Below are 20,422 nucleotides of genomic sequence, written 5' to 3'. Positions count from 1 at the left end.
AATGAAATATCTTATGAATACAATATATAGACTTGCAAAATCAGAATTAAGCCAATTATTTTTCTCTCCTGTCGCCTGGTTGGTTCTTATCATTTTTGCTTTCCAGACAGGGATGATCTTTTCTGATGTTTTCGTAAACCAGCTACGGAATCAATCCCTGGGACATTCTCTTTACGGTGTAACCAATCAAGTATACGTGGGTTACGTGGGTATATTTACGAAAATGGTACGGAATCTTTACCTCTATATTCCTCTTTTAACCATGGGATTAATGAGTAAAGAATTTAGCAGCGGTTCCATCAAACTACTTTACGCCTCCCCGATTACCAATTTACAGATTATTTTAGGAAAATACTTCTCCATGATGGCTTATGGTTTCATCCTTATCTGTATTTGGTTACTTTATATCTTATTCGGAGCCTGTACTATCCATCAAATGGATATACCCTTAACTCTAACATCTGTATTCGGTTTATATTTATTGATCTGTGCCTATTCCGCCATCGGGCTTTTTATGTCCACCTTAACCTCTTATCAGGTTGTCGCCGCCATGGGTACACTTGCCGTACTCGGCTTCTTGAATTATGTTGGAGAGATGGGACAAGGCATCGACTTTATCCGGGACATTACCTACTGGCTATCTATTTCCGGAAGAGTTTACGAGTTTTTAGAAGGGATGATCTGTAGTGAAGATGTCATTTATTTTATTGTTGTTATCTTCCTCTTCCTCGCTCTCTCCGTCATAAAATTGCAAGCCGAACGGAAAAAAAGAAGTCTCCCGAAAACCATATTGCAATACAGCACAACCATCATTTCTGCCCTATTTATCGGTTATTTAAGTACTCTTCCCCATCTGAAATCCTATTGCGACGTTACAGCTACCCAAAGTAACACATTGACTCCGAATAGCCAAGAGATCGTAAAGCAACTCGATGGAGGACTTACAATTACCACGTTTGTCAATTTATTGGAGGAGAATCGTTATTCCGGTCTACCGCGAAACAGAAAAGACGATATCAAAAAATTCGAAAAATACATCCGTTTTAAGCCGGAGATTAAAATGAAGTATGTCTATTATTACGATCATGCCAAAGATGAATCCCTCGAAAATCGTTATCCCGGACTAAGCGACAAAGAAAAAGCAGAAAAACTTTGTAAAGTAGACAAATTAAATTTCAATATGTTCCTATCGCCTGAAGAAATAAAAAAAGTAATCGATTTAAGTCCGGAACAAAATCGTTTCGTTCGCCTTATAGAAAGAGACAACGGCCAAAAAACATTTTTACGTGTTTATGACGATATGGAAAAGCATCCTTCCGAAACCGAGATAACGGCAGCTTTAAAACGTTTTCTGGTAAAAGGTCCCCGTTTGGCCTTCCTAACAGGACACGAAGAACGTAATATAACGAGTGGCGGCGATCGCTATTACAAACGTTTTGCAACTGATGTCTATTTCAGGCACTCTTTGATCAATCAGGGATTCGACGTGACGACCCTTTCACTAAAAGATGAAGAGGTCCCTCAAGATATCGACATTCTGATTATTGCCGACATGAAAGCTGCCTTGGAACCTCAAGAAAAAGAGAGACTGAATCGCTACATTGCAAAAGGGGGAAACTTATTTATCCTGGGAGAACCCCAACGACAAGAATTTATGAACCCTATCTTGGCCGATTTTGGAGTTCAACTCATGCCGGGAATTCTTGTTCAGGATAACAAAGAAGATTTCTCGCCCACTGTAATTGTCGGAGAAATTACCGATGAAGCGGCAAAACAATTTCTATCGTTTAGGCAGACCCGCAACCATGGTTACTCTTTTGCTTTCCCGACGGCCAGCGGCTTAAACTACGAGACAGATAAAGGTTTCGATGTTTGTCCTATTGCCCGGAGTCCGAAACAAGGAAGCTGGAATGAATTAAAAACAACTAATTTCCAAGATGCCATACTTACACTCGACAGTAAAGCTGGAGAAGTGGAACAAACAAACACAGTCGCTCTTGCTTTAAGTCGTAAACTTGGTGATAAAGAACAAAGAATTATGATTGTCGGTGATGCCGACTGTATCAGTAATGGGGAATTAGGTAAACAACGGAACGGAATTTATATCGCCAATCACCAATTCGTAACAGGTACATTTAAATGGCTCTCTTATGACGAATATCCTATCACCACGGATCGGCCGAATTTACCGGATAAAAAAATAAACTTGCCCTTTCAGGCTTCAACATGGATAAAAACAACCGCCATGGGTATCATACCGGGTTGCTTATTCATATTAAGCATTATGATCTGGATCAGAAGAAAAGGGAAATAATACAAATCCATCGATTGTTGCGTTTGTAAACCATAATCTATTATTATATATCAATAAAACACATGGAAGAAGCAGTTGTAAGAGTAGAGCATCTCTCTCACAGATATAGTGTCCAATGGGCCATTCGTGATATAAACTTTGAAATCAAAGAAAAAGGCATTCTCGGATTATTAGGTTCCAATGGAGCAGGCAAGTCCACCACTATGAATATCATATGCGGTGTACTAAACCAAACCGAAGGAAATGTATATTTAAACGGTATCAATTTACGTGAACATCCGGTAGAAGCTAAACGACACATTGGTTTTTTGCCTCAAAAGCCCCCGTTATATCCTGATTTAACGGTAGACGAATATTTAACCCTGTGCGCTCATCTACATTTGGTAGAAAAAAACGAAATTAAAAAAGCAGTAAATTTTGCCAAAGAAAAATGCTGTATTACTCATTTCAGTAAAAGATTAATCCGCAATTTATCGGGAGGATACCAACAACGAGTTGGCATAGCACAGGCTATCGTTCATAATCCGAGATTCGTCGTTTTGGACGAACCGACAAACGGGTTAGATCCTAACCAAATCGTAGAAATTCGCAATCTCATCAAAGAGATCGCAGAAGACCGGACGGTTATGCTCTCTACTCATATTCTTTCTGAAGTACAAGCCAGTTGCGACAACATCAAAATGATCGAACAAGGAAGAGTCGTTTTTTCGGGAAGCATGGATGACTTCGATAATTACGTGGAACCGACCGCTTTTCTGGTAACTCTGGATAATCCCCCCGCAATAGAAGAATTACAGGCATTAGAAGGCGTGAAACAAGTCGAATCGATTGAAAATTCGACCTACCGGATTCAATTCAACGCCCCTAAAACCATTACCGAGAGGATGGTAGAAGAAAGTATCTCCAAAGGCTGGGAACTTCGTGAAATTCACCTGGAAAAAGAATCTTTAGACGAAATTTTCGCCCAATTATCCGGGAAAAGAACACACAATTAAAAATAGTAAAGATATATTATGAGAACATTATTCAGAATCACCAGAACAGAATTAAGCACACTATTTTTCTCTCCGATAGCGTGGCTGATTCTAATCATTTTCACCTTTCAGGCCGGGATGACCTACGCGAATGTTTATGCGGACGTAATACGTTATCAAGCATTGGGTTACAATCTTTCAGGTATAACTTCCAGGCTTTTCTCTAACTACAACGGAGTATTCTCCGAAATGCTCGATAATTTATACTTATATATTCCTCTTTTAACCATGGGATTAATGAGTAGAGAATTTTATAGCGGATCCATCAAATTGCTTTTCTCTTCTCCTGTGACTAACAAACAGATCATATTTGGAAAATACCTGTCTATGATCATCTATGCGTTAATCTTAATTGCCATTCTTTTCATATATGTCATATTTACCGCATTTGCCATAAAAAATATCGATCTCCCCCTACTCCTATCCGGACTATTGGGTGTATTTCTTGTCACGTGTACTTATGCAGCAATAGGTCTCTTTATGTCTTGCTTGACCTCCTATCAAGTAGTCGCCGCAATAGGTACATTAGCTCTCCTAACCGTATTGAACTTCATCAAAGATGTGGGACAGGATATGGAATTTGTCAGAGAGATTACTTATTGGTTATCGATCTCCGGACGATCTTCCACTCTATTAGACGGTCTGATCTGTAGCGAAGATGTTCTTTATTTTATTATTGTAATAGCCTTATTCTTAACTCTTTCTATTTTAAAGTTAGGTTCTGAACGGAAACGGCGCAAGTCATATATTGTCATCTCCCGGTATACCTCAGTAATTATCATAGCACTCTTACTCGGTTATGTATCTTCCAGACCTCAGTTTATGAGTTTCTACGATACTACTGAAACCAAAATAAACACATTAACTCCCAATAGTCAGGAGGTGATGAATAAACTGACGGGGGGTCTGACTATCACAACTTATGTCAATATTTTAGAAGATAACTATTGGCGAGCTATGCCCAATCGAAGAAAATATGATTTCCAAGAGTTTGAAAAATACGTACGTTTTAAACCGGAGACCGAAATCAAATACGTGTATTACTATCATCCTTGCTATAATCCATATATGGATAAGCGTTATCCCGGGTTAACACCTAAACAACGGGTTCAAGAAATATGTAAAGTTATGGAATGGGATACTGCTATGTTCCTCACTCCTGAACAAATCAATCAACGAATCGACCTATCAAGAGAAGGATACCGGTTGGTTCGGGTTATTGAACGAGAAAACGGTCAGAAATCATTCTTACGATTTTATGAAGACATACGACGTACTCCAACAGAAAGCGAATTTACAGCTGCTTTAAAACGTCTCGTCACAAAACCCCCTAAAGTTGCTTTCCTCACGGGACACGGAGAACGGAGCATTAACGGAGCAGGGGAGCGGGATTATGGAGCTTTCGTTCGAGATCTCACTTTCCGATACGCGTTACCGAATCAAGGATTCGACGTAACATCACTAAACTTAAGCGAGCAAGAAAATATCCCTGAAGATATTGATATCCTTGTCATCGCAGAACCTAAAACGGTTATAGAATTGGAAGAATTAGCCAAAATCAAAGAGTACATAGAGAGAGGAGGAAATATGATTATTTCAGGAGAACCTTATCGTCAACACATAATGAATCCCCTTCTCTTTTCTCTCGGACTGGAGTTTATGCCAGGTATTATAGTTCAACCCTCCAAAGATTTCACAGCCGATTTGATTTTTGGTAACATTACCGAAGAAGCAGCACAATTATCCCAAGGTTATCAAAGACTATGGAGAGGAAAATACAAAATTACGATGCCGGGTGCCGTCGGAATCAAAATTTTAGAAGAAAAAGGATTCAAAGTCACTCCCCTTGTCACCACAAACGAGAAAGGAGCCTGGAACGAATTAGAAACGACAGATTTTATTGACAACCAACCTATTTGTAATCCTCAAATCGGAGAAGAGGAAAGAGCGATTCCGGTTATGGTCGAATTAACGCGTCAGATGGGAGAAAAAGAACAACGCATCCTGGTATGGGGAGATGCCGATTGCATCGGAAACGGAGAATTATCCACTTCCCGAGAGGGAGTGAAGAGTTCTAACTTTTCTTTGATTACAAATTCATTTGGAGACCTTAGCTACGGCGAATTTCCGGTAGACACAAGTCGTCCCCGCCCCTCTGATGACAATGCTTACCTGGGAGAAGGTTCTGAAATCTGGTTAAAACTACTATTCATGGGACTTCTGCCTGGTATATTAATATTTATCAGTCTCAGAATGTGGTGGTTTAGGAAAAGTAGATAATACAATAATCCATTTCGTATCAACAACCAAGAGCTGTCCGAAAATAAAATTTCGGACAGTCTCTTCATCAAATCAATTATTTATAAAAAAATAAATACCCCTATTCATCCTTTTCTATTTTTGATGTGTTCTTTCAGTAAGAAGATTTTATAAAAACAAAAATGATGAACAAATCCCAGTACTCCGAAGCATATAGAATCTCACAACTTTTAGCTAAATTTCTGGCCAAAACCATCACCACGGAAGAAGAAGCCGAGTTAAACGGATGGAGAAACCGGAATGAAAACAACCGTCTTTTATTCGAAGAAATTTGCAACGCAGAGACACAAAAAGAAAGGAACCAATTTATTCAACAAATTAATGTTACCCATGCTTGGGAACAAACACAAAAGCGTTTATCTGCACCGACAAAGAAAAACAGGAATTTATTCATTTATGGCAGTATTGCAGCAACAATCGCTCTGCTCATCAGTTTTCCGCTCCTTTTCCAAACTCCGGAAGTGAAAAACGAGGAGACATCCTTCTCGCAAATTGTACCGGGAAGTTCAAAAGCCATGTTGATTACCTCCTACGGACAAAAAATAACCCTATCATCGATTGACGAGAAAGAGCAAGCTATCCAACTTAAAAACGGAACCAAAATAACAAGTGACGGCAAAAAAATAACCTATTTTCAGGCAACGGATTCTTTGACTCCTATCAAAATCGATACGATTAGAATCCCCCGTGGTGGAGAATTTACCTTAATTCTGCCGGATAAAACCACGGTTTGGCTAAATTCGGAAACAGAAATTTCTTTCCCGACCCGATTCGATAAAGATAAAAGGGTAGTCTCTTTAAAAGGAGAAGCTTTCTTTTCTGTTGCCAAGGACTCCACAGCTCCCTTCATTGTCAAAACGACAAACAACCTGACCGTCAAAGTTCTCGGTACTAAATTCAACGTACAAGCCTACACTGATGAAAACACCATAGAAACAACACTTAACGAGGGTTCTGTTTTAGTCAGCAACGGACAACAATCGATTCAATTAAAACCAAATCAACAAGCCGTTTATCATACTACTAATCGAACTTTGAATTCCAGAGAAGTTAATGCAGATTATATTTCTTCATGGAGAGAAGGCAAATTTATCTTTGAAAATGAAACTCTTGAATCTATCATGAACAAATTGAGCCGATGGTACGATATCCGCCTATTTTATGCGAATGAATCAGTTAAGAATTTCCATTTTACAGGAGATTTGGAACGATACGATGATTTTAACGAAGTACTAAAAATGCTTGAAAAAGCAACCAATATTCATTTCAACATCAATGGGAAAAATGTGATTATAAGTAAAACTCATCAATAAAAAATACAGAAGATAGTGGTAATATCTTCTGTATCCTGTTTATCTATTAATTGACTATTAATAAACTTTCAAATTTATGGAAAAAAAACGAATCTATGTCTTTGATTTACATCAAAGATTTAAAAAAACGTTAACTATTCTGCGAGCAATTCTATTGCTTATTCTGATTTCCACGTTTTCGCTGCAAGCCGGAAATTCATCACAGCTCGGAAGGTTGACAGTAAAAATGCGAAATGCAACTATCGATGAATTAATTAAAAGCGTCCGAACAGAAACAGAGTACAAATTTCTGTACCGTATCGAAGAAGTCCAAAAATACGGAAAACGGGATATTGATATCAAAGACGCCACTATCGAAGAGTTTTTACAAAAAATTTTAGCTAATACCCAACTGTCATATGAAATTCAGAATGGAGTAATCATCATTCGCCCTCAACAAAAGGCTAAAGAGGATTACAAACCTCGTGTAATCAAAGGAAAGGTCATAGATGAAAAAGGATTGCCTTTACCCGGAGTTTCTGTTATCATCAAGGGAACAACACTCGGAATTGCTACCGGAACAAACGGTGAATTCAAATTGGAAATTCCCAAACTGGACAGTACTATTCTGGTTTTCTCATTTATCGGGATGCAAACCGTAGAGCATCGTTTGAAAGAGAATCGAAAAGATGATGATAAAGATCTGATCATTAAAATGAAAGAAGATGTAACAGAAGTCGAGGAAGTCGTTATTACCGGTATTGCCAATATCCGTAAAGAGAGTTTTACCGGCTCTTCCGTAACAATCCATAGAGAAGAACTGTTAAAAGTATCCAAAACAAACGTTATCAAAGCATTACAGGTTTTTGATCCCTCTTTTCGCATTCAAACCAATAACGAATGGGGATCCGACCCGAATGCCTTACCGGAAATGTACATTCGCGGTCGTTCAGGAATCGGATTAAAAGAGTTGGATAAGTTAAAAGCCGATCAAGCGCAAGGTTATATTTCCAAATCCGCCTTAAAAGACAACCCGAACTTACCGACATTCATCATGGACGGTTTCGAAATCAGCGTACAAAAGTTATACGATATGGACCCGAGTCGGATCGAATCGGTCACCATTCTAAAAGATGCCGCAGCAACGGCCATGTATGGTTCGCGGGCAGCCAACGGAGTTGTGGTTATTACAACTGTTGCCCCGAAAGCCGGAAGTATCAATATCTCTTATAGTTTCGATAGTGAAATTACAATGCCGGACTTAACCGATTACAACCTGACAAATGCCGCAGAAAAACTCGAAACGGAAGTTCGTGCCGGTATCTTTGAAGCAGAAGACGAGTATGACAGATTAAGTCTGGAAAAAATTTATCTCAGGAAACAGGCCAACGTTGCCAAAGGTGTCGATACCTATTGGCTTTCATTACCTTTGAGAACAACCTTTAATCATAAACACGCGCTTTTCGTAGAAGGAGGTTCCGAAGCATTGCGTTTCGGACTGGATGTTTCTTACCATAATCAGGACGGTATTATGAAAGAGTCTTTCCGAAACAGATTCGGCGTAGCCCTATACATAGACTATCGATATAAAACTTTACAGGTAAAGGATCAGGTCTCCTATACTGTTGTAAGATCCCAAGAGTCTCCTTTCGGAAGTTTTTCAGAATACACGAAAGCACAACCTTACGATGTATACAAAGACGAATTGGGACGCTATTTGGAAAATTTGGATGGTTGGGGGCAAACTTTAGATAAACCAAACCCACTATACGAATCGACCTTGGGGAGTTTTGAAAAATCCTCCACCGAAGAGATTACCAATAATCTGAGTATCAATTGGTATGCAACAAATCATATGTTAATCAAAGGAGAATTCAGTATAACCAAAGAAGTAAGTGACGGAAAAAAATTCTTAGATCCGCTATCGAAAAGAAATTCTCAACCACTTAGCTCATACAATACCTCTTCCGGAGAACTTAGAACCAATGACGGAAAAAATTTTAACTGGAACTTAAATTTACAGGCATCTTATAACCGTAATATCAATAAACACAATATCAACGCTTTAGTTGGTATAAATGCCCGTTCGACTAAAACAACCGGAACTTCGGCTTTTTATAGAGGTTTCCCATCAGGAAGTCTTAGTTCTCCGAACTACGCTCAAACGATCGTTCAAAAACCGTCTTATTCGGAAAATTCTACCCGATTAATCGGATTCGTAGGCTTAGTTAACTACAGCTACAACAACATCTATCTATTCGATGCGTCTATTCGCGTAGACGGTTCTTCCGAATTTGGAGTAGACAACAAATATGCCACCTTCTGGTCAACAGGAGCCGGTATAAACATCCACAACTATGCTTTTCTAAAAAATAATTCCATTATTGAACAATTAAAAATCAAAGGTACTTACGGACAAACCGGTAAAGTGAATTTTGCCCCTTATCAAGCGAGAACCACGTACGAAATTCTTTCGGAAGAGTGGTATAAAACCGGATACGGAGCATCCTTAAAAGCACTGGGAAACAAAGATTTAACATGGGAGACTACGAATAAGATCAATCTCGGTATCGAATTAGGTCTTTTGAAACAGGCTTTTTATGTGGATTTCAACTATTATAACGAAAAAACTGTCGATTTGGTCAATAGCGTAACAATTCGCAGTTCAACCGGTTTCACGACCTATGTGGATAATATCGGAAAATTACGGAAAACCGGATTCGAAATCAACATGAGAAGTAACTTAATTTCAAAAGGAAACCTTTTCTTGGCATTGTTTGCCAACTTAGCCCACAACGAGGATAAATTATTGGAAATTGCCCAAAGTTTAAAAGATTACAACAACCAGGTTAACGACCATTTTACGAATAGTAGTCGATATGACGGATCGAACACCAAACCTTTCCGGCAATTCGAGGAGGGAGGCTCATTAACGTCCATTTTCGGGGTTCGTTCATTAGGAATCGATCCTGCCAGTGGTAATGAAATATTAGTGAAAAAAGACGGAACGTTAACCGATAGATGGAATGCCAACGATCAGGTTATCTTAGGAAATGAGGAACCCAAAGCAAAAGGATCGTTCGGTATGAATGCATCTTACAAAAACTTCAGTCTATTCGTTACCTTTTCATATGAATGGGGAGGTCAAATCTACAACCAAACCTTAGTAGACAAAGTTGAAAATGTAAACATCCGTACCACGAACGTGGATAAACGTGTTTTAAAAGAGCGTTGGAAAGAACCCGGTGATATCGCAAAATACCGTAAAATTAATTTGGGAATAGCAAACCAATCGGAAGAAACGACCCGTCCTTCCTCTCGTTTTGTCGAAGACAATAATTGGTTGTCCTTGAATTCTGTTACCCTCGGATACGATTTCGACAGAGAATTAAGATGGATGAAAGCTTGCCGGTTAAGCATGTTGCGTCTGGAAATAGGTGGTAGCGAAATTTTCAGATGGAGTACCGTAAAAGCAGAGCGCGGATTGAGTTATCCCTTTGCAAGATCTTTTAGTTTCTCAATAAAGGCTAGTTTTTAAATTGTAAGTTATGAAATTAAAGAAATTTTTAATCATATGTGTTTTACCAATCATGTTGGGTTCCTGCAATGATTGGTTGAATGTAGACCCACAAGATACCGTAACGGAAGAAGAACTTTTCTCAACATACGAAGGGTATCGAAATGCACTGCACGGAGTATATCGTCAAATGTCCTCATACGACATGTACGGACAAGAAATGAGTTGGGGACTAGTCGATGTTATGGGACAACTTTATTACAAATCCCGTTTCAAAAGCTCTACCGCTTATCGTAAAATTGCCGATAATTACGCTTATACCGACAAAACGGTAAAGCCTATTACTGAAAACATCTGGACGAAAACATACAATTGCATCGCTAATTGTAACAATCTTATCACGAAATTACAAAAAACCGATCCCCTGATTTTCCCGGGAGCACAAGAAGAGAAAAACCTAATTGAAGGAGAAGCATTGGCATTGAGAGCCCTACTCCATTTCGATATGTTACGTCTTTTTGCTCCTTCGCCGGAAGTAGCCAAAAATGACGATAGAGGTTATATCCCCTATTTCAGTAAATATCCTTCTACTTTCGAACCGGATAGAACCGTAACCGAAGTATTGGATTTGGTTGAGAAAGATTTGTTAAAAGCCAAAACCCTCGTGGGTTCTTTCGACACGATACCCGCTCATGTAAATATGCTAAACATGGCACAATACAGGTATTATCTTTCAGGTGAAAGCAGTTCTGTTCCAAAAGATTTATTCTACAGATATCGCGGATATCGTATGAACTATTACGCAGTTACAGCCTTATTAGCCCGCGTTTACAACTATATGGGTAAATACGAGGAAGCCTATAAACAAGCAAGTGAGGTGATCGATGCTGTTTACGGAAGCTGGGACACCGAAGTATTTAGTTTTACCGATGCTTATGATGTTGAAAGTAACAAAGATCGTAAAATGTACGAAGAAATCATATTCACGTTGTCTAACACGTTATTATTGGATCGATACAAATCAGTAAATAATTACAATGACAACAGCATTGAGTTTACCCTTATGACCAAAACTACCGATCTGAAAACGATGTTTGATGACGGAGGTGATTGCCGCGGAAACGCTGTAACGGAATTAATCGGAAGTTATAGAGCTTGCAATAAGTTGTTAGAACCCACCGGAAGTGCAGGCGATTATAGCAAAAGTGCAGACATGATTCCGATGATTCGTCTTGGTGAAATGTATTATATTAAAGCCGAATATCTTTATAGAAGTAATAATAAAACCGAAGCGTTGAAAACTCTTGACGATCTAAGAGAGGCTCGGGGCTGCGAACGGGAAGGCTTAAATAGCAAAATCAACGATTTAGATAGTTTCTTAGAGGAATTAATAAAAGAGGCTAAAAGAGAATTCATGCAAGAAGGCCAGCTCTTTTACTACTACAAACGTTTAAACATAAAACCGGTCAGAACTATGCCCGATAACGGATTTGTTATTCCATTACCTGATAATGAACTCATAAATTAAACATCTATATCATGAAAAAATATATTCTATTATTCGCATTTTTTGCAGGATTAATCGGCTGTGAAACAAATGAGACCCCTATTTATGAAGGGGAAGCGCGCTATCTCTATTTTCCCAATGATGAGGGACGGGATTCAGCCGTGATCTCCTTTACCCATTATCTTACAAATGAACTGGACGTTCCGTTTGAAATTGCTTTAATCGGTAAACCATCCCACGATTCGTTGGAATACAAATTGGTTGTAGTCGATTCGTTAACAACGGCATTACCTGTGGACTACGAATTACCTAAAACATTGAAATTCGCCCCGAATCAAGATAAGGACACCATCTATATCCACATCAAAAAGGCCAGACCGGAACTCTCCGAAAGAAGATTTAAAGTAACCTTCCGGATCGTTGCAAATGAAAATTTCTCACCGGGAATTTACAATAAACAGGATATTAAAGTTATCTTCAGCAATATTAAAAGTCAACCGTTGTGGTGGAAAGACGACATCGAACTGATTCTATTAGGGGAATACAGCGATCAGAAATACGACCATTTTGTTATCGCCACACACGTCAGTGATCTTTCAGAAATGTCTTTTTCGGAAATTCGAATTTTGGCACTGGAATTCAAAGAATATCTGATTAAAAACAACATTATGGAAAAAGACAAGAACGGTAATGAATTTCCTATGGTTGATGGAGTTCCGGCTTACTAACTTTATAATGAATAGAATATTATGAAATCAAAAAATATCATATATATACTTACGGTATTGATACTGAGTTTTATCGGATGTTACGACGATAAAGGGAATTATGACTACGCCGACCTGAACGAAATTAAGATCGAAGAATTCAACTATATCTCCAGTCCTACCCTCGGGGATACCATACGGATTACTCCGAAGTTCACTTATGCAAAAGGAGATAGTAGCAATGTGGAGTTAAGTTATGAATGGTCATTTGCAGAAAAGGTTATTGGTAACGAACGGAATCTGGAATGGATCATCGATACCATGGCTGAAGCATATTGCATTTTGCGGGTCACGGATCACAAATACAACGTACAATACATACAAACGACTCATTTAAATATTACAACCCCTTACGTTAACAACGGTTGGTATATTTTAACGGAGAAGAACGGATATTCCAGTCTAAGTTATATTCGTGAAATTCAGGATGACGAGACGAATAAATACAATAATCGAATCTACGAAAATCTTTACAAAACCGTGAATAAGGAAGAACTGGGAAGCGGTCCGTTGAAATTGCATGAACATTTCGGTCGTCGTACGACCCCTCCCGCTCAACTTTTAGTACTACAATCAGGAGGACAAGGCGATATTGACATCAACAGTACCACCTTTGAAAAAGACATAAACCTGAAACAAGCATTTATCGGAGGTGGTTATCCTGTTGATTTTCGTCCGGTAAACGCCATGTTTATGCAATGGGTTGATCTTTTACAGAATCACAACGGTAAAATATACTCCCGTGTAAAACAAACCAATGAATTGATTCATTCAGGATTCTTCATTCCAACCCCAATGAAAATTGAGGAGCATGAAATTTACGGACAATTGATTCATTCCAGAATTGGAGATACCCAATATTGCCTAATTCATGAAAAAGGCACTGCTCAAGCTCCTCAAAATAGATTTTTGGTCGTATTTGACGTGAAAAATACTTTTCAGGATGTTTACGCAATGGGTAAAGTAGAAGTATTACCGGATCCTAACGACGGATGGCCCAAACAATACATTCCGGCAAACAATTTAGGAAACAATACTTTGATTCACTGTGGATATATATTTCAAAATAATACCTCTTGTCAATATTTCTTAGTACTAAAAGATAATGTTACTAATAAATATTATCAGGAGCAATTCATCCTAAAAAGAGACTATAGTTCGACCGGCTTAACGTATGAATTTCCGGGCACGGCATACGCAGAATTACCTCAACAAGCATCAGACGGTACCCCGTTAAAATACGAAGATTGTGTAATCTATAATTTACCCTACAAATCAAAACCATTCGTAATGATTGCACAAGGGAAAGATTTATTCATCTACAATCTCAATAATCCGGAAAACGGAGTTAAACCGTATTATCATTTCGAGGATAGTGAAATTGCTTGTATGAACGCCGAAAACTACAATTCAAACAGGTTAGGTGTCGTTCTTAAAAACGGCCGGGTCATTATACTCGAAGTGAACGGTTTGAATTTGGAAAAAGAAAAGTTACTCTGGGAAATGCCCAAGGGGACAAGCTTAGGCGATAAAGTTATCAATATTCTTTTCAGAATTGGAAGTGACTTCGGATAATCCATTCTCTAACATAGCGCAAAAAGGCAGCCCCGGTATTGAGGCTGCCTTTTCCATTTTTCAGTAAAAGTCATAAGTTACATTATTGAGGCCAATCCTCTACGATCAAATCGATTGCTGCCGTATAACTCCCCTTTTCATTCGTTATTACACACACGTACCTTCCCATGTCCGAGAAACGTACGTTCGGGATGTACAAGATAAAATCTTTTATCACAATTCCACTCGAGGATTTAATTTCCTGTCCCTCTTTATAATAACGAATATTGTACGAACCTGTACCACGATCCGGAAAAAGGGGAGAAAAATCCAATATCACACTCTCTCCAACCCGTACTTTAACAACATTATGGTTGGCTGTCATAGATACGCTACCCACCCATAGAACCAAGGTCATTACGACCATCTTTAGTACACTTTTCATAGCATTAGATTTTAGAATTTAACAAACAAGGCCAGCTTTAATCACTATGCTTACAAATATAATAAAATTTTATAAAAATATAAATATCAAAAGTTCAATATAAACATTTTTATCCGGAGCTCTTTATACAAAACCAGATAAAAAAAGTTGGATTCAAAAGTTTTCAAAGCTTTTGAATCCAACCTCCGTTCAGTAAAATCGCTACTACTACTATTTCACATAATCGTATTTCTGATCGATTCCTCTCTCTTTAATATTGATACCCTCCTGCATCCAGCGAGGCATAGGAGCATCCTTCAGGTAGTAATCGAAGAATTGTTGCAGACGGATGGTCCAGTCCACCTCGGCCGCATGATTATAGATAAAATGACGATCGCCCTTGTAATTCAGCAACCAGGCTGGCTTTTGCAATCGACGCATGGCCAGGAAAAGGTTCAATCCTTCCGAATAAGGGACGGCTTCATCGGCATCACAATGGAAAATCAACAAAGGCGTCTGAATCTTATCGGCAAAAAAGATCGGTGAATTTTTAATATACATCTCCGTATTACCCTCTCCCCAAAGCGGTTTTCCCATACGGCTTTGGGTCTCTTCGTACATAAACATACGAGGCATTCCGCTACCGGAACGGATTCCTGTATAAGCCGACACCATACTGGATACGGCAGCTCCGGGATTGGCACATTTAAACATATTCGTACGCGTCACCAGATAAGCCACCTGGTAACCGGACCAACTATGTCCTTGTATTCCAATACGATCCTTATCGGCAATTCCTTTGTCTATCAACATCTGAGTTCCGCTGACTACCGCATTATAGCTGCTCTCACCGGGGGCGCCGACCGTGAAATGCACATCCGGCATAAAGACTACATACCCGTTGCTTACGTAGGTTACCGTGTTAATCATGGCACTGCTCAGAGCGGGAACATGATACATATGAATATCTCCCGTATGGGTCTCGTAAAAATTCACGATGGTCGGATAGGTTTTTGTCGAATCGTACCCTTCCGGCAAATAGAGTAATCCCCGGTTAGGTTTTCCCTCGTAATTAGTCCACTCCACCAACCGGACGGAACCCCAGCTATAATTTTCCTGTTGCGGATTGGTGTAAGTCAAACGCTTCGGATGTGCAAAATCGGACTTACTCCACCATAAATCTCGAAATTCCGTGTAACTCTGACGTGTAAAGATACAGGATTTCCCATCGGCAGAGAATTGATTGACATAAACGGAAAAAGGCCCTTCAATCAATTTTTTAAATTTCCCGTTAGGAGAAAAACGATAGATTCCCATATCCAGATTATCCATCTTTACCGTACGCAACAATAAATTCTGACTCACATCCAGGGTTTTCGTATCATAATCAGACTTTAACCAACGCAAAATAATATTATGTTTACGACCGTATCCTTGTGTCAGAGAAATTGTTTTGTTTTTTCCGGTCAGATCAATAGTCCAGATATCATAACGATCATAGATATAAACCGTATTCCCATCTTCCGACCATCCGGCAATACCATAAGCATCTGCAGGTTTCGGTTTATCATAGTCCTCATCATACACCGGATAACCGATAGCCGAAGAGATATCTGTCAATTGCCCTGTCCGTACATCCAATTTATACCATACTTTTTCCTCCCCGTGATACAACAATACATAGTTACCATTCGGACTCCAGACAGGACGTTCTCTAAAATCCTTAAATAACGGCTTCCGCTCTCCTGTTTCTAAGCTGACTAAATATAAATCGGCATTTACCCCGTCTTTCCAATCGGAAAACCGACGATAGGGAGCTTCATCCACGAGAATCACATATTCATAATTTTCAGTGGCAGGAGAAGAAATCCGGTCGATCTCAGCCGGAGCAATTTCGATACATTTCTTATCTTCTACATGATAAACATATTTAGGCATCCCTCTCCTGAAACTGGTCCACTCATGCTTTTGGCGACTTTGAGAGATTTCATCATCCCATTTCCACAATTCCAACTCGAAACTGGTATCCGGCTTTACTTTTGGTTTCTGAGGTTCACGGACCTTGGGTTCCACATCCACCAAAATATACTTACCATGATTGAAAACCGTATAGGTACTGGGGCTGATTTTATACTCCCCCGGTAATTCGACTTCTTTCAAATCCAAGACTAATTTATACTCTCCATCGGCGATAGAAAACGTATACAACAGATCCGGGTTTTTCAAATAAGAGGTATCGGAAGCAACTGTAAACACTCCCTCTTTTCCTCCCATTTTCAAAGAGAAATTCTTTATCTGAGCCTTCTGATCCCCGTATATCAACCGATGTTTTCCTTTCAACGGTCCGACATAAAGACTTTTATACGCCCCGTTATTTTTCAGGTAAGCTATCGTCTTATATTGATCATAAGAAACAGGATTTTCAATACTATCGAGCACGGTAGAGTCTCCCGTTTCAAAATTCCAAACAACCAATCTATTAATAGATTTTCCGTTTGTCTCCCCGATAGAATAAGTATACGTAATAAGCGGCGAACGTGGCGATTCATTAAACGAATATTCCCTATTCCAATACGTTTTTTTCATGTCTTTCAAGGAGAGCAATATCGTGGTATCGGATGTCAGATTGGCCGTATCCAACGGAGATTTATTCACGGTATACTTCAATCCCTTGCCTCCGTTAAAGAAATTCACGTAATTAACATTACGTAATTCATACTCTTTACCGGTCGCCACATGACGCAAATAGGTTACCGGTTCATCCTTATCGTGTCCCTCGTTATCGATATACGCGAAACGGTAAGTAACCCACTTTCCGTCCTCGGACATTTTTTGAGCTTCTACCCGTCGCCACAGTTTGTATGACTCCAGATCCAAAGACTTCTTTTGAGCTCCGGCCTCCCATCCCACAAGCAATAGCAACAAGACACCGAAGATTCGTTTTAAACACATAATGTACAATTTTAATTTACCTTTAAATAATTACAGGCTGACCAAGTACAAAAAATATACCCGCCAGCCCGTAATCTATATTGTATTAATAATTATTTCCGGTCAAGAGCTTTCTCTACCTTAAACAATAACAATTGATAATAAGATTTGGTCTCGCCCGTACTTCTGCTTACAGCCTGAGCTAACATATCCTTTGTTTTCAAAAGCATGTTATAGAAAAGATGAGTGGTTGAATATGGTTTAGCTTCAACGAAATTCGCCACATCGAATCCCTCTTTTTCTCCGGCAATCATCATACCTTCTCTCATCGGTTCTACCGGAAGTCCCGCATTCTCAAGCAACGCAAAATCATGTTGATACATGCTCCGAACACCCAGATCCTGGAAATCTGCCAAACGGAATGCTTCTCTCGGAACATCGAATGCTGCCGGAGACAATGTCACGGTAGAACTCGTAATAATTCCCATCAATAAAGCATTCTGCAATTTCATATCCTTATTGGTCAATTTCTGGTTCTTCATCGTCGGAGCCCAGATAATATTATAAATATCATTTACATACTCTTCCGGAGTATAATCTCCTCCCCGTTCTGCAGCAAGAGCGACAAAGCGAATTCGATCCAATAAGCCGTAGATGATCTCTTCCTCGTTTTTAGCGGCCGTTCTATCCCCGATTTCAAACTCTTTTAAAACAGCCTCATTATCTAACCAGGAAAGATCACGGGAAAGACCAACCAGGTATTTTACGATCTCTTTTTGTTTTGCCTTCGGTATCGGTTGATAAGAAGGTTTGGTATCTCCCGCACGTTTATCCGTTAAATACATTCCACCGATATAAGCATAAACGTAATCCAATTTGGATCTGAAGGCTGAAGTCAATCCAGCATACATAGACCGTCTCTTCGTCATACTTCTATCCTTATCTCCCCCATACCAAGTAAACACATTTTGAAGAGATTTCTTCAGGTTGTTTACGGTATACGTCAATCCTTTCACGGGATCATCTCCCAGGTCGGCATAAAGTGATGTCGGATCATAAGAAGCATAAGAAGCCTGACGAACTCCGAAACGATACATCGGATCATCCTGATGTTCACGAATCCATTGATCCAGCACAGGCTCTTCATCTTTGGGAGTAGCAGCTTCATATATAGGTTTATATAACCATTGAATAGCATAATAGTCATAGGCTCCGATTCCGGTAGTTGTCAAACGAACCCCTTTCTCCACATCTCCCGGTTGGGCCACATAGTTAAACATGAAATAGTCCATGATGGAAGGACTCAATCCGTATTTCTGAGTGAAAGAAGCAGAACGTAAAGAATCAGTCGGGTAAGCAGCCGTAGCTCCCATATTTTCCGTCAACCCAAGGCTCTTACCGACAATCTGCATTACCTTCAAACGAAGCGCCTCGCCATCCAACTCGGGAGTCGGATCTAACGTGCGGACAGAAGGATCTACAGCCATCGTCGTGACCAAACGATCTTCATGTAAACCGGTAACTACATTATCATGAATATACATGGAAGCCTGCAATATCTCTCCCGTACGAGGATCCGTAAACATGGAATTTTGGATAAAATACATCCACAAAGGAGCGTAACGAATGGTATTATAGTTGATGTTATTAGCATCAAAAGAGGGATCATCGGCAGGAAAATCTTTTACCTGCAATACATTTTTGAATCCGATCTTCTCAAAAGCTTTGTTCCACTCTTCAACTCCAGCCTTAATATAAGGTTTCCAGAATTCAGGCATTAATGTATCCAGGTAAAATACAATCGGTTTTTTCGGTTCAACCAACTCTCCGTTCCGGTATTTTATTTCGTCGGAAGGTTCTATTCTCCAACGTTTCGTGTAATACATCGGTTTAAAACCTTCGCTTCCTCCGGTATAATCGGTTTTTCCCGTGTAAGCGACTCCGATTCGAGAATCAGCCATACGAGGACGCATAGGCTCTTCCGGTAAAAGAGACAACATCTTATCGATATTTACGCTTACCGGAACGTCTTTTTTCATCAAGAAAGCTCCGAATACCAAATGGTCTACATTATATCCCATATTACACATCACCACGATGTTGTCGTCATAGGCCCTGATTCCGGAAACGGAAGAACGATTTTCCTGGAATTTATGAGTCCGGGCAACGAAGCCGAACAAAGAGTTTCCGGCATAACCGGCAAACGGATTGGTGTAATAAGAATGCTCCAGGAATAAATCCGTCATGTCTACCACAATAGCGGTACTATCCGGAGTATAAGCTTTGATCTTAAAAGATTTGAAGATACCCGGAATATTAGATTCAGCTAAAGCCTGGTTTGCTTTTACCTCTTTCCCCGTGTTTACAGGAATGTTAAATAAAAGAAAACGAGCCTGTAACAAAGAATCCTGACGAGTAAAACGCAAATGCATAGGACGGCCGGCAAATTGACCGACAATCCCCTCTCCGTTATCACTAATCGTTCTGATAGAAGAGGTTAATGCCATATCCTTATCCAAAAAGGCTACCGGGAATTCAACCAAAATCTTCCCCTGCATATCATGGATTTTCATCAACCCTTCGGCCGTAGTATATTTCTTTCCCTTAAACAACTTGTCGTAAGCTGTCTCGGTCACTTTTTTAGTTTCCTTGTTCGTCTCTTTTTTCCGTTTGGCATCCACCTGACCGCAGATACCGAACAAGAAAAACGAAAGAAACAATAAATATATTCCTTTTTTCATATATCAAACTTTAGATTCATGA

At 39.4% G+C, this 20,422-nt stretch carries 11 protein-coding genes; 8 read left to right on the top strand and 3 right to left on the bottom strand.

Translation table 11 applies throughout. The features are described 5' to 3' along the window. Nucleotides 1-13 precede the first annotated feature (13 nt). The 8 genes from QZR76_RS05030 to QZR76_RS04995 all read left to right on the top strand — a co-directional run bounded on the left by QZR76_RS05030 (nt 14) and on the right by QZR76_RS04995 (nt 14,325). Nucleotides 14-2,314: a Gldg family protein gene (locus QZR76_RS05030; RefSeq protein ID WP_294140961.1), complete on the top strand. Its 2,301-nt coding sequence runs from the start codon at nt 14-16 to the stop codon at nt 2,312-2,314. Nucleotides 2,315-2,376: 62 nt separating this feature from the next. Next, entirely contained in the window at nt 2,377-3,309 is a 933-nt protein-coding gene (locus QZR76_RS05025; RefSeq protein ID WP_294140960.1) for an ABC transporter ATP-binding protein, read from the top strand. An 18-nt stretch (nt 3,310-3,327) separates the two neighbouring features. Beyond that, nucleotides 3,328-5,628: a Gldg family protein gene (locus QZR76_RS05020; RefSeq protein ID WP_294140958.1), complete on the top strand. Its 2,301-nt coding sequence runs from the start codon at nt 3,328-3,330 to the stop codon at nt 5,626-5,628. A gap of 161 nt (nt 5,629-5,789) precedes the next feature. Beyond that, complete coding sequence (locus tag QZR76_RS05015) at nt 5,790-6,980, top strand: FecR family protein (RefSeq protein ID WP_294140956.1); 1,191 nt, start codon at nt 5,790-5,792, stop codon at nt 6,978-6,980. Between the two features lie 76 nt (nt 6,981-7,056). Beyond that, nucleotides 7,057-10,497 carry a SusC/RagA family TonB-linked outer membrane protein gene (locus QZR76_RS05010; RefSeq protein WP_294140955.1) on the top strand — a complete coding sequence of 1,147 codons (3,441 nt, stop codon included), beginning with the start codon at nt 7,057-7,059 and terminating at the stop codon, nt 10,495-10,497. A 10-nt stretch (nt 10,498-10,507) separates the two neighbouring features. Further along, nucleotides 10,508-12,004 (top strand): RagB/SusD family nutrient uptake outer membrane protein, encoded by a 1,497-nt coding sequence (locus QZR76_RS05005; RefSeq protein ID WP_294140953.1) that lies wholly within the window; start codon nt 10,508-10,510, stop codon nt 12,002-12,004. An 11-nt stretch (nt 12,005-12,015) separates the two neighbouring features. Further along, nucleotides 12,016-12,711, top strand: coding sequence for a DUF4843 domain-containing protein (locus tag QZR76_RS05000; RefSeq protein WP_294140951.1), 696 nt, complete (start codon nt 12,016-12,018; stop codon nt 12,709-12,711). 21 nt (nt 12,712-12,732) lie between these two features. Then, entirely contained in the window at nt 12,733-14,325 is a 1,593-nt protein-coding gene (locus QZR76_RS04995) for a PKD-like family lipoprotein (protein WP_294140950.1), read from the top strand. Between the two features lie 82 nt (nt 14,326-14,407). On the opposite strand, the gene QZR76_RS04990 is transcribed toward QZR76_RS04995, so the two are convergent. From QZR76_RS04990 to QZR76_RS04980, 3 genes are all read right to left on the bottom strand, one after another. Continuing rightward, the gene (locus tag QZR76_RS04990) at nt 14,408-14,749 is read right to left on the bottom strand and encodes a hypothetical protein (protein WP_294140948.1); all 342 of its coding nucleotides are present in this window, start codon (nt 14,747-14,749) and stop codon (nt 14,408-14,410) included. 210 nt (nt 14,750-14,959) lie between these two features. Beyond that, the gene (locus QZR76_RS04985) at nt 14,960-17,680 is read right to left on the bottom strand and encodes a prolyl oligopeptidase family serine peptidase (RefSeq protein ID WP_294140946.1); all 2,721 of its coding nucleotides are present in this window, start codon (nt 17,678-17,680) and stop codon (nt 14,960-14,962) included. A gap of 92 nt (nt 17,681-17,772) precedes the next feature. After that, a complete protein-coding gene (locus tag QZR76_RS04980) occupies nt 17,773-20,400 on the bottom strand; it encodes a zinc-dependent metalloprotease (RefSeq protein ID WP_294140945.1) in 2,628 nt (875 codons plus the stop codon). Between the last annotated feature and the right edge of the window lie 22 nt (nt 20,401-20,422).

It is taken from the genome of uncultured Sanguibacteroides sp. (assembly GCF_900543425.1).
Lineage (GTDB): Bacteria > Bacteroidota > Bacteroidia > Bacteroidales > Marinifilaceae > Gabonibacter.
This window is presented reverse-complemented; position numbering and strand designations above follow the sequence as displayed.

Excerpts from the sequence above, each read along its gene's own strand:
- QZR76_RS05010 (WP_294140955.1), top strand. The coding sequence starts at position 7,057 with ATGGAAAAAAAACGAATCTATGTCTTTGATTTACATCAAAGATTTAAA.
- QZR76_RS04980 (WP_294140945.1), bottom strand. The coding sequence starts at position 20,400 with ATGAAAAAAGGAATATATTTATTGTTTCTTTCGTTTTTCTTGTTCGGT.
- QZR76_RS05005 (WP_294140953.1), top strand. The coding sequence starts at position 10,508 with ATGAAATTAAAGAAATTTTTAATCATATGTGTTTTACCAATCATGTTG.
- QZR76_RS05015 (WP_294140956.1), top strand. The coding sequence starts at position 5,790 with ATGATGAACAAATCCCAGTACTCCGAAGCATATAGAATCTCACAACTT.
- QZR76_RS05025 (WP_294140960.1), top strand. The coding sequence starts at position 2,377 with ATGGAAGAAGCAGTTGTAAGAGTAGAGCATCTCTCTCACAGATATAGT.
- QZR76_RS05000 (WP_294140951.1), top strand. The coding sequence starts at position 12,016 with ATGAAAAAATATATTCTATTATTCGCATTTTTTGCAGGATTAATCGGC.
- QZR76_RS04990 (WP_294140948.1), bottom strand. The coding sequence starts at position 14,749 with ATGAAAAGTGTACTAAAGATGGTCGTAATGACCTTGGTTCTATGGGTG.
- QZR76_RS04995 (WP_294140950.1), top strand. The coding sequence starts at position 12,733 with ATGAAATCAAAAAATATCATATATATACTTACGGTATTGATACTGAGT.
- QZR76_RS04985 (WP_294140946.1), bottom strand. The coding sequence starts at position 17,680 with ATGTGTTTAAAACGAATCTTCGGTGTCTTGTTGCTATTGCTTGTGGGA.
- QZR76_RS05020 (WP_294140958.1), top strand. The coding sequence starts at position 3,328 with ATGAGAACATTATTCAGAATCACCAGAACAGAATTAAGCACACTATTT.
- QZR76_RS05030 (WP_294140961.1), top strand. The coding sequence starts at position 14 with ATGAATACAATATATAGACTTGCAAAATCAGAATTAAGCCAATTATTT.